Below are 14238 nucleotides of genomic sequence, written 5' to 3'. Positions count from 1 at the left end.
TTAATGACGCACTGAAGGTGTGGACGAATCCTGACTCGCCTGCATTTCCTGGCAGAATGTACGCAACGGCAATAAACATTCATCCAATGAGGCTATTTTACCCTGAGGTGCCGGGATCACTCGAGTCAGTACCTTAGTCATAAGGTATTTATCGCTAAAAACTTTGAGTTTAGGGCATTTCTCCGCCAGTAAGCGGACAATGCTGACTTCTCGCTCAGAGCGATGCTCAACGCTGGTCTTAATGACGGCACCTGACAAGATTCGTTCTCCTTGCTCCGTTTCAAAGCAGTAGAGCACAGCCAGGTGATGTGAGAAGAGCGCGTGCTTCCACTCCGGATATTCAAATTGCTGGTAATCGATTCGTGGTATGCCTGTCAAATCCGTGGCGTACAGAATGAGATGATCCAGATGTGAATTTATATAGTTCAGTAACTTTTCATCACCCGCATTAAGCAGGGCTTGTTGAATAGCAACCAGCAGCGCCCCAACCTGCGTATCATCCAACGTCAATACGGCGATGCTTTCGTTTTGCAAAACAGCAATCATCGAGAAATGAGAATCGCCCGGTTTTAAGGTTAACGAGGCAATACGTCTTGCTGAATCCGGTTGCTGCAGTTCAGTCATATCGATTTGTGGAATATTACTGACAAGCGCTTCGCTGCTTGCCACCAATTTATTCTGATAACTCTCTCCCTCGATGGTGGCCAGCTGGGTGATTTTAGCGAGCCTGCTCAATAGAATTTGCAACAGATCGAAAAGTACCACCGGCTGGAGATAATAAAGCTGGCACTGATCGTCATGCTGTTTTATTTTCAGTGTTAAAGCAAATAGCTCTTCACCATTTTTAATGGTTGCTGTATTGAAACCTTTCATTGTTCCTTGCATAAGGCTCTCCTTTTACTTTTATGCTAATGCCGTAATATTCCGTTGAGACAAATCGATGATCCGATCGGCTGATGCAATCGTTGATGGTCGATGCGCAACGATAATTCTGGTGATGCTCAGATCGGAAATCGCCTGGTTAATGACAGATTCGTTACTCAGGTCCAGATGGCTGGTTGCTTCATCCATGAAAAGAATGCTGGGTTTACGATAAAGCGCACGAGCAATGAGTATGCGCTGCTTCTGTCCACCAGAAATGCCTAATCCCAGCTCACCAACCATCGTTTCATAGCCCATGGGCATTTTCATGATTTCATCATGAACATTGCAACGACGGGCGCATTCAATAATAAATTCACTATCCGCGTTATCTTCAAAGCCGCTGATGTTATCGCTGATCGAACCTGAAAATAGCCTGTCTTCTTGCAGTACGCAGGCGGTGCCCTGACGATAATTGTTCAGTCCAATTTTTTGGATGTCGAGTTTGTCGGCCAACACGTCGCCTGTTGTAGGAGAAAGCAAACCGCACATGACTTTTAACAGCGTGGTTTTTCCGACACCGGAGGGGCCAATTAGTGCGACAGACTCGCCGGGTTCAACAATAAGATTCATGTTCGAAAAAATAGGTTGAGAAAACGGATCATATTGGTAGCTTAGGTTTTTCACCTCCAGTCTGACTCCTGAATTCTCCGGGAAGACCCGACGTGCCGGTAACTCCTTTTCGGGTTCGCTGAACACAATTTCTGACAAGCGTTCATTATGTAATGACAGCATGCGTAGTTGCATGACCAGATCAATCAAGCTGGATGCGCGCTGTGAGAATTGGCCGCGGTAGGCGTTGAACGCCATGAACATACCCAGCGTCATATTATTATCAATAACCATAATGGCGCCGAGCCAAAGCACCACAACCTGATCAATGGATGAGATGAAGGTATTGATACCGCCAAACATCATATCGAATCGGGTTTGCTTAATTCCGGCGTTACAGGCATCAATATTTATGTTCAGCCAGTGCTGAGAGCGTCGTTCCCTCAAATTCAGCGCCTTAATGGTGGAAATGCCGTATAGGGACTCCATAAAATGTGAACTTGAGCGAGCCCCTTTAATCACCTGCTCTTCTGAAACCCGGCGATAGAAGCGGTATGTTGCCAGACGCATGATGGCATAACACAGCGTAAAGCCAATAACGACCCACACAAGCCAACCGCCATACAGCGTTAACATAATGAGCAGACCAATGGTCATGATCGAGTCAATAATGCCGGTGACAATGCTGTTGGTAAATGTTGAGCGAATGGTATCAAGCGAAGAAAAACGAGACTGAATATCTCCTAAATGACGTTTTTCAAAGAATGACAGCGGTAGTTTTGTTAAATGCTCAAATAGCGTCGTCTTCCACTGAATATTGGTTAACGTATTCAGTTTCAACGAGGTCCAGGCGCGCAACATGCTGATAAAGGTTCGGAACAGAGTAAAGAATACGAGCCCGATACAAATGACAGACAGTAAACTTTGATCGTGCGCCATGATGACATGGTCTGTCACAAGCTGCGTACCGATAGGTAATAGCAATCCAATGGCCTCTACGACCACTGAGAAAGCAAAAATTTTCACTAGAACGGATTTCAGACCAACAATATTACGCATGAGATCTAACAGACGAAGGCGGGATTTTGCCTTTTCCTGCTGGAAGTTTTGGTCAGGCCACAGTTCAAGTGCTACGCCGGTAAAGTTATTGGACATCTCCTGCATGCCAATAATACGTTTTCCCATTGCCGGGTCGTTAATCACGAAACTCGACTTGCGTACTTTTGTCAGTACAACGTAGTGGTTCATGCCCCAATGGAGAATGCAGGGTAATTTAAGTTGCCTTATTTCATCCAAATCTAGTGAAAGCGCCCGGCATTTTAATCCTGCATTTTCAGCTGTTTTACTTAAGGAGAGCAGGGATACACCGTGAGAAGCGCTACCATAACGTTGACGGAAGTTGAACAGATCAATATCGAGGCCATAGTAACCGCAAACCATGGCCAGACAGGTAATACCACATTCTGCTGCTTCAGACTGCAGAATGACGGGCGTTTTTTTACGCAGTGAGAAGTTAATCTTTGCGATGATAGTTGCAAATAATTCGTTATTCATTTATCGGCCCGCTCACGCTGTGATAAATTTTATAAAAAGGAGTAAACATCCACATATACAAAGGCCTTTCCTCAAGGAACACAATGGCCTGGGCTTTTAACCCATTTGATAAGTGAAGTTCTTTGCCATTATACTTAAATGCCTTGTCTTTAATTTTTACTATTGTTTTATATAAAGCAAGTTCTTGTTGGTTAATACCAACATTAGCATTTGTGTATTCTGACATTTCCTGACGTGATGCAGGCACTGAAGATATAGATAATACTTTGCCGGGGAACTGACCAAACTTGTCTGCCGGGAATGCATCATAGCGAATGTTAATGGTGTCACCTATTTTTACATAGGGGATCGTATTATTGGGTAGCCATAACACGAGATAATACTCGACATTCCCAATAGGTTTAATTTGAGCCAGGCTACTGCCCTTATCAACCATTTGACCTTTTGTGACAGCTAAAGACTCAATCTTGCCTTCTGTGGTTGCTTTAATAATCGCATTACCGCTGGCACTGGTTTCAACGAGTTGATTTTTATAATCATTAATCTGATTCTGCTGGCTGGATATCTGATTGTCAAAATCAGCAGCCTTGGTCACCCGATCGCTATTGATTTGGGTGATCTGAGATTCCAGTTGCATTTTCTGACTGACTAATGACTGATAAGCACTTTGTTGCTGGAAATAGAGCGAGTGCTGATAATTATACTGATCTTTGGTTATTAACCCATCTTTCAGATACTTGTCATAGCTTGCCAGGTTATCAGACATTTTCTTCAAACCAGATTGCGTATTCTTCAACATCTGGTTTGTTTCTGTTAATGATTTACTGACGGTCTTTTTTTGCTCATCGAGTGAGGTAGTCGTTTCTGCTTTATTGTGATTCAGTTTTTCAATGATGTTTTTAGCATTAGCGATTTTTTCATTAATTACTTCGATTTGTGCATCGCTGACGTTCCCGGTCGACGTTGAACGAGAGACATCTATTTCATATAAGTCTTGTCCCTTCTTTACAATATCGCCCACTTTAACATATTGTGTAACGACAAAGCCTTGTTGAGGAGCATACACGTTCACTGAGTGAGGGAGCGTAATGACCTCACCCGTCACATCGACACGCTGAGTGAAGGAACAAAAGATCATTGCCGAAACGAGAGCAGCAACAAAAAGCAGCGATAGCGATGTCACTATCCAGGCGGGCATACCAGCCAGCAATAAAGCCTTGCCCTTCCAATGGAGTCGCTTATATTCGATCGCTTCCTTGCGATAAATATTCTTTAACATGTAATACCACTTATTAAATGATAAGAAAAACGTTGATATCCGAAATTATTTCTAAAATATCATGTTAGTCAAAGTTCATGTATGCAGACTAATAATGGGATTCAATGTGCGAAAGCAATGCAAAGGACACTTCTGTAGAGAAAATAAGTGTTTTGCAGTGCTGAGGCATGTTGAGCGTAAGAATTGGACAACAGTCCATATCGACATGAAACATGGTCTCTATACGTCTATTGCTAATTCCTTTTAGTCATCGTTCAGGCATTAAAGCCAGACGTGGAGCTTAGATCAGAACGATAAATGAGAGCAATTACTTAATCAACAAAATGAGAAAATGCTCAGATATGCATTCATAAATGATATGCATTTAGGGGGCGGATTTGAATATGTATTTATTGGTTTGATATTATCAATTTTGATTATGTATTCATACAGCTTACTCTTGTGACGTTACAGCTTCGATTAAATCTATGTTAACACAAAATTAAGATAAAAAGTGTTGCGTAGCATAGCACTCTTGCGCTTTATTCTCCAGTTTAAACAAAGACTTTTAGATATGAAATGTTATGTTATTCTGCTTTCATATTGGTGAGGTCTATTTTTCTTTATACGGACGGATGTTTTAATTTTTATACAAGAAATATCCAGCGATTAATAATAACTTCATGCAGTTAAGGAAGACTGGAAAAGTTATATGATATTTAAAAATGCGATTATTAATGATGCTGTCATTTTTAAGATGAATGATAGCGAGCTTATCCCGCTGACCCAGGATGGGGAAACGATCCTCCTCAATTCACCGACTGCGCGTTGTTTGCAGCTTTTGGTAGAGCGACAGGGGCGTGTTGTGTCCCGTGATGATTTTCTGGAACAGGTTTGGGGAGCAAAAGGAATTATTGTGTCTCAAAATACGTTCTATCAAAACATTTCCTTGCTGCGGAAATCGTTAAAAAAGGCCGGACTCCAGGAAGATATCGTTGTTACCGTAAGGCGTAAAGGATTCACGTTATCTTCCGACGTCGTAATAAAAATTACCGAGAAGAGTGACGTAGCGGAAACCAGCATGCTGGTTCATCAGTCAACGGCGAGCCCGCTTACACCAGTAATAAGAGAGGCTGAATCAACGAATACGACGACAACTGCGTCAGTACGAACGAATTTGCGTAGTATTCCTAAATGGGTGACCTTTTTACTTGTGCTTATATTACTGATTGAAATAATTATTTTTTTTGGTTTTATCTATAGCTAGTGTCAGGCGAAATTACACTTTCCTTACGGTTTTATGTAGTAGCCCTTTAACCTGAACTCAATAAGATGATTATTCATCACCGGCTGCACGCCTCGTACAACCGGTGTGAATAAATAACTTATCAACGACTATGAACTTTGCTTCAGCCTTAAATCCAGTGGTGTCTTACTCGGCTCTCCACCAATCTCACGTGCCAGTTTAGGTACCATGTATCCGGACACCAGCGTCAGTAATTCACGCATAATCGCGCGGGCTTCCTCGTCGTCCACCATAAAATGGGCAGCGCCCTGGACTTTGTCCAGCACGTGAATGTAATAGGGCATCACACCCGCATCGAACAGGCCGTTGCTCAGCGCCGCGAGCGTTTGGGCATTATCGTTCACCCCGCGCAGCAACACACTCTGATTCAGCAACGTCACCCCGGCCTGCCGCAGATGCGTCATTGCCGCGCGGAAGTCCTCATCTATCTCATTGGCGTGATTAATATGATTAACCAGCAAGATTTGCAACGAAGATCGCGCCAGCCGTGCGCTGAGCGAGTCGGTAATACGCGCCGGGATCACAATAGGTAAGCGGCTATGAATGCGTAACCGCTTGATATGCAGGATCGCTTCCAGTTGGGTGATAAGCCAGTCCAGCTCATGATCTTTCGCCATCAAAGGATCGCCGCCGGAAAAGATAATCTCATCCAGCTCAGGATGGTCGGCAATATAGTCGAGCGCCGCTTGCCAGTTGCGCTTGTTACCCTGATTGTCGGCGTACGGGAAGTGACGTCGGAAGCAATATCGACAATTTACCGCGCAGCCACCCTTAACCAGCAGTAACGCGCGATTGCGGTACTTGTGCAGTAAACCGGGTACTACGCTGTTCTGTTCTTCGAGGGGATCGGTGCTAAAACCGGGGGCAGCGATAAACTCATCCTGCGCGGTGAGTACCTGTTTTAAAAGCGGATCGTCAGGATTACCTTTTTCCATACGAGACACAAAAGCACGCGGAACACGCAGGGCAAACAGGCGTTTTGCATCACGTCCGGCGAGGAGTTTTTCATCGGCGTCCAGATTTAAAAGACGCAGCAGTTCATCAGGACTGGTGATTACATCTGCAAGTTGCAATAACCAATCTTCTCTGGATGGGGTGTTTAGGGTTACAATATGCGCCATTTTGTGGCTTAGCTACCAGTTAACAATTTCAGAGGGCCTTATGGCGACTTACTATAGCAACGATTTTCGTGCCGGTCTTAAAATCATGATGGACGGCGAACCGTACGCGGTTGAAGCCAGCGAATTCGTTAAACCAGGTAAAGGTCAGGCATTCGCACGCGTTAAGCTGCGTCGCCTGCTGACCGGTACCCGTGTAGAGAAAACCTTCAAATCCACCGACTCCGCTGAAGGCGCAGACGTTGTTGATATGAACCTGACCTACCTCTACAACGACGGTGAATTCTACCACTTCATGAACAACTCCACTTTCGAGCAGCTGTCTGCTGACGAGAAAGCCGTGGGTGACAGCGCTAAATGGCTGCTGGATCAGGCGGAGTGCATCGTAACCCTGTGGAACGGCCAGCCTATCGCTGTGACCCCACCAAACTTCGTTGAACTGGAAATCGTTGAAACCGATCCAGGTCTGAAAGGCGACACCGCAGGTACTGGCGGTAAGCCAGCCAAGCTGTCTACCGGTGCAGTGGTTAAAGTTCCACTGTTCGTCCAGACTGGCGAAATCATCAAAGTAGATACCCGCTCTGGTGAATACGTTTCTCGCGTGAAGTAATTCACTTCGGGATGAAAGGCGCAGTGTTCTGCTGCGCCTTATCGACCTAAAGAAGGTTCATGGACGATGCAGCACACAATCAAAATTTTACTGCTGATGGTTCTTGCCAGTTCTCTGCTTTCCGGATGCAACACAGCCCGTGGCGTCGGGGAAGACATTAAAAGTCTGGGTCACGCTATTTCGCGCGCCGCCTCCTGATTCTTTCTACTTTTCCTAAAAATTCTTCCTTTTCCGTCACTCGCCGGGATCCTGGCTATGCTTATGTTGCTGTACACAATAACTTTGGCTAAAAAAGGAAGACATTATGCTTAAGAAAACATTTGTAGCGATCTTTTCTGTTCTGGTGCTTTCGTCAGTACTAACTGCCTGTAATACCACTCGTGGCGTCGGTGAGGATATCTCCACTGGCGGTAGCGCGATCTCTGGTGCGGCAACTAAAGCACAGCAGTAATCTTGGGCGGTACGGGGCTGAATACGTCGCCGTACCCTCAGTTTTACCTGTCAGGGCAGCGACAAAAACGGTGAGTATCGCGTATCCATGTGCAATTTCATCCGAATATTGCGCTTGTAGGTGTATACCGTCTTTCCGTGAATGCTCAGCTTACTGGCAATCTTCTGGTTGCTGGCCCCGTCCATCCATAGCGTTAACACCTTCTCTTCCTGACGCGTCAGCAATGGCGTCGCGACCACCGCAGGTTCACTGATTTCCTGTGAGGCTAATACCTCATTAATGGTTTGCGCCAGAACCTCCAGCGAGGTCTTTTTGGCCAACGATGCCCACAGAGGAAAGGTGTTCATAAAGGCCGAGGTTTCAGGTTGCTCATCTGATTGCAGCAAAACAAAAGGCACGGTTTCACTGGCGCTCATCAGAGAAGAGAGCTGCTGGATATGCTGAATATCTGACGTAAACCCCTGCAAATCTGCAATCACCAGCGTCGGTTTCCATTGCAGGATATGCTCCCTGGCCAGAAAGAGATTGTTGAGGCCCGTCACCAAAACGGGGGAGGGGAACAGCCCTGAATGATTGATCCACATTTCCAGGCCCATGCGGGTGTAATGACACCGGTCAATCAAAAGAATTTTGAACATTTGTTTTTCGCAATCGGCAAAGTGTTGTCGCTTCCTGCTTTCAGGAAGTAGCTCATAGTAAAGAAGTCGGATGAGTTATAAATGAAGGAATTTCGTTGCTAATTACGTCTATTTCTTGCTTTCAGCCGCTGAAGTGATGCCTTAAACAAAGCAGTTGAAAAATGAATTCATGCTCTTCACAATAAATCGTTCACCTGCCTTACGGGACGACCTGTAAGCGCTTCTCTCATCGGGGACGGCCCCAACTGTTGTTTAAGTTAAGGAGCCTGTATGCCCTGGATTATTCTCTTTATTGCCGGTTTACTCGAAGTGGTTTGGGCCATTGGCCTGAAATACACCCACGGGTTTACGCGTCTCACTCCCAGCATTATTACCGTTTCTGCGATGATCGTGAGCATTGTGCTGCTCTCGTGGGCCATGCGTTCGCTGCCTGTAGGGACGGCTTATGCGGTGTGGACGGGGATTGGTGCAGTAGGCGCGGCCATTACCGGCATTTTACTGCTGGGTGAGTCTGCGAGCCTGGCGCGCATCGCCAGCCTCGCATTGATTGTCGCGGGCATTATTGGGTTGAAGCTCAGCACCCATTAATGAGGCTGTTCAATCCAGACCAGCTGGCTGACATCAAAGCCCTGACGGGTGGCAGAAGTCAGTAACCGCTGTTTCATCTCATCTGAAATCGTCGGTGTGCGGGCGAGGATCCACAGGTAGTCACGATTAGGCCCGCACACCAGCGCATGCTGATAATCCCTATCCAGCGCAATCACGTTATAGCCGCCATAAAAAGGCCCGATGAAAGAGACCTTCAGCGCGGCGGTGTCAGACGCGCCGGTAAAGTACGCTTTCCCCGTCACTTTTTGCCACATGCCGCGCTCAGGATTGTAGCCCCGGTTAATAACCTGGATCCCGCCGTCGCTCATCAGGCTGTAGTGGGCCGTTACCTTTTGCAGGGCACGTTCAAAGCGATGGTCAAAACGGGCGATTTCATACCAGGTGCCCATGAATTGTTGGGCGTTGAAGGGCCGGACGACAGTCACGCCCGGGGGCGGGGTGGGAGCGCTACAGGCAACAACCAGAAATGCAGCGGCAACGGCGGCGATGACGGGCAGGATGCGCATAGGCATTTCCTTACAGGATTTTTGATAAGTGTAGAACCTGTCTGGAATTTTGCTCTCCCACCGGCAGGCAGGAGAGCGGGGGAGGATCACATAAAGACAACGGCAACCAGGGTGACCACGCTCAGAATGGCCGCCAGACCGTAGAACACCCATTTCCCGTTAGGGACGTGGATCTTCAGGTCGTGCATGGCGTGATGAATACGGTGCAGACCACACCACAGCGGCAGAACAATCATCAGGAAGATGAATAGCCGCCCAATAATGCTGTGGGCAAAAGCCAGTACCCGCTCATAGCTCAGCGCATCGCCGGGGTAGAGCCCCAGCGGCAGCATAAAGCCTACCAGCAGAATAATGACCGGTGCGATAATGGCGCACCACATGCCGCCTGCCCCAAAGAGCCCCCAGAAGACGGGCTCGTCAGAACGTTTTGGAGTTGGATTAATCACAGTGGTCTCCTTACCAGAACAGGGCTACGCCAAGAATTACCACGGTCACGACCGCAGTTACCGCCCAGAGGCCTTTGATGATCGGCTCTGGCCCCAGTTTTTCGTTTTTGACGATAATATTTGCCGCTTTCGGTGCCAGCTCAAACCAGGTTTTGGTATGCAACAGCGCTGCCGCCAGCACGATGATATTCAGGATCACCACAATCGGGTTCTGCAGAAACCCGACAAAACCGGCCCAGGTTTCCGGACCGTGCTTAAGGGCAAACAGGCCGTATATCAGTTCGATGCTGAACCATACCGCCGGTATCGCCGTGCCTTCACGCAGCATATAGAAGCGATAAAACGGCAGATTTTTCCACCAGGTGGACGGCATCGGCCGTACATAGGCTTTGCGTTTAGTCGTCATCATGCACTCCTTAGCGTGGTTTCAGGGTAGCGATAAGAAAGTCTTTCGAGCTTTCTACTTTGCCCTGTTGGATCGCGGCGGCCGGGTCGACGTGCTTCGGACAGACTTCCGAGCAGTAGCCGACAAAGGTACAGGTCCAGACGCCGTTCTGGCCGTTCAGCTGCGCCATACGTTCTTTCTTCCCGTGATCGCGGCTGTCTTCGTTATAGCGATGCGCCAGAGTAATGGCGGCCGGGCCGATAAACTCCGGATTCAGGCCAAACTGCGGGCAGGCGGCATAGCACAGGCCACAGTTAATACAGCCGGAGAACTGGTGATACTTGGCCATCTGCGCCGGGGTTTGCTTGTTCGGCCCCTGATCCGGCGTGCGCGGGTTGCCGATGATGTACGGCTTAATGGCTTCCAGGCTTTCGATAAAGTGAGTCATGTCGACCACCAGATCGCGCTCAATCGGGAAGTTAGCCAGGGCTTCAACCTTCATCCCTTTCGGGTATTCGCGTAGGAAGGTCTTGCAGGCCAGCTTAGGCACTTTGTTGACCATCATGCCGCAGGAGCCGCAAATCGCCATCCGGCAGGACCAGCGGTAGCTCAGGTCCGGCGCCAGGTTGTCTTTGATGTAGCCCAGCGCATCCAGGAGCGAGGTCTGCTCATCGTAAGGGACCTCATAGAACGTGCTGTGCGGCGCGCTGTCCACTTCCGGGTTGTAGCGCACCACTTCGACTTTCAGAGTTTGCATCTCAGCCATTGATCGTCTCCTTCTTCTCGGCTGCTTCCGCTTCTGCACCGTAAACGCGTTTTGCCGGTGGCAGCGTGGTGATCTTCACGTCGCTGTAGTCCAGACGTGTTGTGCCGTCCGCGTCGCGATAAGCCAGGGTATGCTTGAGGAAGTTGACGTCGTCACGTTCCGTGCAGCCTTCGTCCAGACGCTGATGAGCGCCGCGCGACTCTTTACGCGCCAGGGCGGAGTGCGCCATGCATTCGGCCACGTTCAGGCCGTGGCCCAGCTCAATGGTATAAAGCAGATCGGTGTTGAAGACGCTGGAGGTGTCCGTCACCCGCACGCGCTTGAAGCGCTCCTGCAGCTCAGCCAGCTTGTCGACGGTTTTCTGCATCAGCTCCGGCGTACGGTAAATGCCGCAGCCTTCTTCCATGGACAGCCCCATCTCATCGCGGATCTTCGCCCAGTTCTCACTGCCTTCCTGATTCACCAGGTTTTTCAGGCGCTGCTCAACATCGGCAACCTGCGCATCGAGCGCAGCACCGTTAGCGGCGCCGGCCGTCGCGGCACGCGCCATCGCCTGCTCACCCGCGAGACGGCCAAACACCACCAGCTCGGCCAGCGAGTTAGATCCCAGGCGGTTAGCGCCATGCAGACCAACGGAGGAGCATTCACCCACCGCAAACAGGCCCTGGATACGGGTTTCGCACTGTTGATCGGTTTCGATACCGCCCATGGTGTAGTGTGCGGTTGGACGTACCGGGATCGGATCTTTAACCGGATCGACGCCGACATAGGCTTTTGACAGTTCACAGATGAACGGCAGACGTTCCAGCAGTTTCTTCTCGCCCAGGTGGCGCAGGTCGAGATAGACCACATCGCCGCGTGGGGTGGGGATGGTGTTGCCTTTGCGCCACTCGTGCCAGAAGGCCTGAGAGACTTTATCCCGCGGGCCGAGCTCCATATATTTGTTCTTCGGTTCACCCAGCGGGGTTTCCGGGCCCATGCCGTAATCCTGCAGATAGCGATAGCCATCTTTATTGACCAGAATCCCGCCTTCACCGCGGCAGCCTTCCGTCATTAGAATGCCGGAACCCGGCAGGCCGGTCGGGTGATACTGGACGAACTCCATGTCACGCAGCGGAACGCCGTGCTGCAGCGCCATGCCCATCCCGTCGCCGGTCACGATGCCGCCATTGGTGTTATAGCGGTAAACACGTCCGGCACCACCGGTCGCCATCACCACGGCATTGGCGCGGATCTGAACCAGCGTCCCTTCCATCATGTTCATCGCCACCAGACCGCGGGCGTGGCCGTCATCAACCAGAATGTCGAGAACGAAATGTTCGTCGAAGCGTTGGATCTGGGGGAACTGCAGCGAGGTCTGGAACAGGGTGTGGAGCATATGGAAGCCGGTCTTATCGGCGGCAAACCAGGTACGCTCAATCTTCATGCCGCCGAAGCGACGCACGTTGACGCTGCCGTCATCACGGCGGCTCCACGGGCAACCCCACTGCTCCAGTTGGGTCATCTCCGTCGGGCAATGATGCACGAAATAATCAACGACATCCTGCTCACAAAGCCAGTCACCACCGGCTACGGTGTCGTGAAAGTGATAATCAAAGCTGTCATGATCCTGCGCGACGGCAGCGGATCCCCCTTCAGCGGCGACCGTATGGCTGCGCATCGGGTAGACTTTTGAAATCAGGGCAATTTTAGCGTTTGGGTTAGCCTGGGCTGCAGCAATCGCTGCGCGTAATCCCGCTCCGCCTGCGCCAATAATGGCAAGATCGGCTTGAAAGGTATGCACGACATTCCTCCAGATTTTTGATATTTCGCATCTCACCTACCCTAAGGTAGTGCACGGCCGGGGAGGGCAAATGCGAAAGCGATTCCACTGCTCCTTTATGGGTAACGCAGTATAGCCCCAGGAAAGAAAGGGAAATTTGACGTGTTCGATTTTTTTGCGGTTCTTTCGCTGGATTTATCATTGCAATTGATGAATCACGTCACGAAATTATTGGGAGTTATGAAAACCACAAAATTGACTGTGCAAAATTTGTCTCCGCCATGGGTTACGAGTAGACTTCGTCCCCTTGTCTGAAATCGGAGAAATTCTCATGAGCGAAACGGCCACCTGGCAGCCGAGCGCATCCATCCCCAATCTGTTAAAACGCGCAGCAATTATGGCGGAGATTCGCCGCTTCTTTGCCGATCGCGGTGTGCTGGAGGTGGAAACGCCCTGCATGAGCCAGGCGACGGTAACGGATATTCATCTGGTGCCGTTTGAAACCCGTTTTGTTGGTCCTGGTCACTCCCAGGGAATGAATCTCTACCTGATGACCAGCCCGGAATACCACATGAAGCGCCTGCTGGCGGCCGGATGTGGGCCGGTATATCAGCTGTGCCGCAGTTTCCGCAATGAAGAGATGGGGCGTCATCACAACCCTGAATTCACCATGCTGGAGTGGTACCGCCCGCACTATGATATGTATCGCCTGATGAATGAGGTGGACGATCTGCTGCAGCAGGTCCTGGAGTGCCCGGAAGCTGAAACACTCTCTTACCAGCAGGTTTTCCAGCGCCATCTGGAGATTGATCCGCTCTCTGCGGACAAAACCCAGCTGCGCGAAGCGGCGGCAAAACTGGATCTCAGCAATGTTGCCGATACTGAAGAAGATCGCGACACGCTGCTGCAGCTGCTCTTTACCTTTGGCGTTGAGCCGCAGATTGGCAAAGATCGCCCGACCTTTGTCTATCACTTCCCGGCAAGCCAGGCGTCACTGGCCCAGATCAGCACCGAAGATCACCGCGTAGCGGAGCGTTTCGAGGTCTACTTTAAAGGTATTGAGCTGGCGAATGGTTTCCACGAACTGACGGATGCCCGTGAACAGCAGCAGCGTTTCGATCAGGATAACCGCAAGCGCGCCGCGCGCGGCCTGCCGCAGCAGCCCATCGACCACAATCTGCTGGGCGCGTTAAAAGCTGGCTTGCCGGACTGCTCCGGCGTGGCGCTGGGTGTTGATCGTCTGGTGATGCTGGCGCTGGGCGCTGAGCAGTTGGGTGATGTGATTGCGTTTACCGTAGACCGCGCCTGATTTCTGAAAGGGCGGCTGGTAAGTCGCCCGTACGGCCTTTATTGTTC

Annotated in this window: 16 protein-coding genes; 6 read left to right on the top strand and 10 right to left on the bottom strand. The window is 49.7% G+C overall.

What is annotated here, in order from left to right:
- The 3 genes from yjeJ to M8318_RS12515 are packed head-to-tail and all read right to left on the bottom strand — an operon-like array spanning nt 1 to nt 4306.
- Nucleotides 1-885, bottom strand: a complete 885-nt coding sequence (gene yjeJ / locus M8318_RS12525) for a YjeJ family protein (RefSeq protein ID WP_262662935.1) — start codon at nt 883-885, stop codon at nt 1-3.
- Between the two features lie 18 nt (nt 886-903).
- Complete coding sequence (locus M8318_RS12520) at nt 904-3027, bottom strand: peptidase domain-containing ABC transporter (RefSeq protein ID WP_262662933.1); 2124 nt, start codon at nt 3025-3027, stop codon at nt 904-906.
- Complete coding sequence (locus M8318_RS12515; RefSeq protein WP_262662932.1) at nt 3020-4306, bottom strand: HlyD family secretion protein; 1287 nt, start codon at nt 4304-4306, stop codon at nt 3020-3022. The genes M8318_RS12520 and M8318_RS12515 overlap by 8 nt, the downstream gene beginning before the upstream one ends.
- Nucleotides 4307-4997: 691 nt before the next feature.
- Between M8318_RS12515 and M8318_RS12510 the strand changes: the two genes are divergently transcribed.
- Nucleotides 4998-5552, top strand: coding sequence for a winged helix-turn-helix domain-containing protein (locus M8318_RS12510; protein ID WP_262662931.1), 555 nt, complete (start codon nt 4998-5000; stop codon nt 5550-5552).
- A 128-nt stretch (nt 5553-5680) separates the two neighbouring features.
- Here M8318_RS12510 and epmB read toward each other — a convergent pair whose 3' ends face one another.
- A complete protein-coding gene (epmB, locus tag M8318_RS12505) occupies nt 5681-6712 on the bottom strand; it encodes an EF-P beta-lysylation protein EpmB (RefSeq protein WP_262662930.1) in 1032 nt (343 codons plus the stop codon).
- A 40-nt stretch (nt 6713-6752) separates the two neighbouring features.
- Here epmB and efp point away from each other — a divergent pair, with 40 nt between their 5' ends.
- The 3 genes from efp (at nt 6753) to ecnB (ending at nt 7770) form a co-directional block, all read left to right on the top strand.
- Nucleotides 6753-7319, top strand: a complete 567-nt coding sequence (efp, locus tag M8318_RS12500) for an elongation factor P (RefSeq protein ID WP_032616155.1) — start codon at nt 6753-6755, stop codon at nt 7317-7319.
- Between the two features lie 66 nt (nt 7320-7385).
- Nucleotides 7386-7517 carry an entericidin A/B family lipoprotein gene (locus M8318_RS12495; protein WP_106994024.1) on the top strand — a complete coding sequence of 44 codons (132 nt, stop codon included), beginning with the start codon at nt 7386-7388 and terminating at the stop codon, nt 7515-7517.
- Nucleotides 7518-7623: 106 nt separating this feature from the next.
- A complete protein-coding gene (gene ecnB, locus M8318_RS12490) occupies nt 7624-7770 on the top strand; it encodes a lipoprotein toxin entericidin B (protein WP_106994025.1) in 147 nt (48 codons plus the stop codon).
- 50 nt (nt 7771-7820) lie between these two features.
- Here the strand turns inward: ecnB and M8318_RS12485 are convergent, their stop codons facing one another.
- Complete coding sequence (locus M8318_RS12485) at nt 7821-8408, bottom strand: helix-turn-helix transcriptional regulator (RefSeq protein WP_106994026.1); 588 nt, start codon at nt 8406-8408, stop codon at nt 7821-7823.
- Between the two features lie 270 nt (nt 8409-8678).
- Here M8318_RS12485 and sugE point away from each other — a divergent pair, with 270 nt between their 5' ends.
- The gene (gene sugE, locus M8318_RS12480; RefSeq protein WP_106994027.1) at nt 8679-8996 is read left to right on the top strand and encodes a quaternary ammonium compound efflux SMR transporter SugE; all 318 of its coding nucleotides are present in this window, start codon (nt 8679-8681) and stop codon (nt 8994-8996) included.
- On the opposite strand, the gene blc is transcribed toward sugE, so the two are convergent.
- The 5 genes from blc to frdA form a co-directional block, all read right to left on the bottom strand.
- Nucleotides 8993-9523, bottom strand: a complete 531-nt coding sequence (gene blc / locus M8318_RS12475) for an outer membrane lipoprotein Blc (protein ID WP_262662927.1) — start codon at nt 9521-9523, stop codon at nt 8993-8995. The genes sugE and blc overlap by 4 nt on opposite strands.
- An 86-nt stretch (nt 9524-9609) precedes the next feature.
- Entirely contained in the window at nt 9610-9969 is a 360-nt protein-coding gene (gene frdD / locus M8318_RS12470; protein WP_262662926.1) for a fumarate reductase subunit FrdD, read from the bottom strand.
- Nucleotides 9970-9979: 10 nt separating this feature from the next.
- Nucleotides 9980-10375, bottom strand: a complete 396-nt coding sequence (gene frdC, locus M8318_RS12465; RefSeq protein ID WP_262662924.1) for a fumarate reductase subunit FrdC — start codon at nt 10373-10375, stop codon at nt 9980-9982.
- A gap of 10 nt (nt 10376-10385) precedes the next feature.
- Complete coding sequence (locus tag M8318_RS12460) at nt 10386-11120, bottom strand: succinate dehydrogenase/fumarate reductase iron-sulfur subunit (RefSeq protein ID WP_039028428.1); 735 nt, start codon at nt 11118-11120, stop codon at nt 10386-10388.
- Nucleotides 11113-12903: a fumarate reductase (quinol) flavoprotein subunit gene (frdA, locus tag M8318_RS12455; protein ID WP_262662919.1), complete on the bottom strand. Its 1791-nt coding sequence runs from the start codon at nt 12901-12903 to the stop codon at nt 11113-11115. Before frdA ends, M8318_RS12460 begins: the two co-directional genes overlap by 8 nt.
- 310 nt (nt 12904-13213) lie before the next feature.
- Between frdA and epmA the strand changes: the two genes are divergently transcribed.
- Entirely contained in the window at nt 13214-14191 is a 978-nt protein-coding gene (gene epmA, locus M8318_RS12450; protein ID WP_166181376.1) for an elongation factor P--(R)-beta-lysine ligase, read from the top strand.
- Nucleotides 14192-14238: the final 47 nt, after the last annotated feature.

Origin of the sequence: Leclercia tamurae (genome assembly GCF_025566055.1) — a bacterium.
GTDB lineage: Bacteria > Pseudomonadota > Gammaproteobacteria > Enterobacterales > Enterobacteriaceae > Enterobacter > Enterobacter tamurae.
Note: the sequence above shows the minus strand (reverse complement) of the source record. Positions and strands in the feature narration are given on the sequence as shown.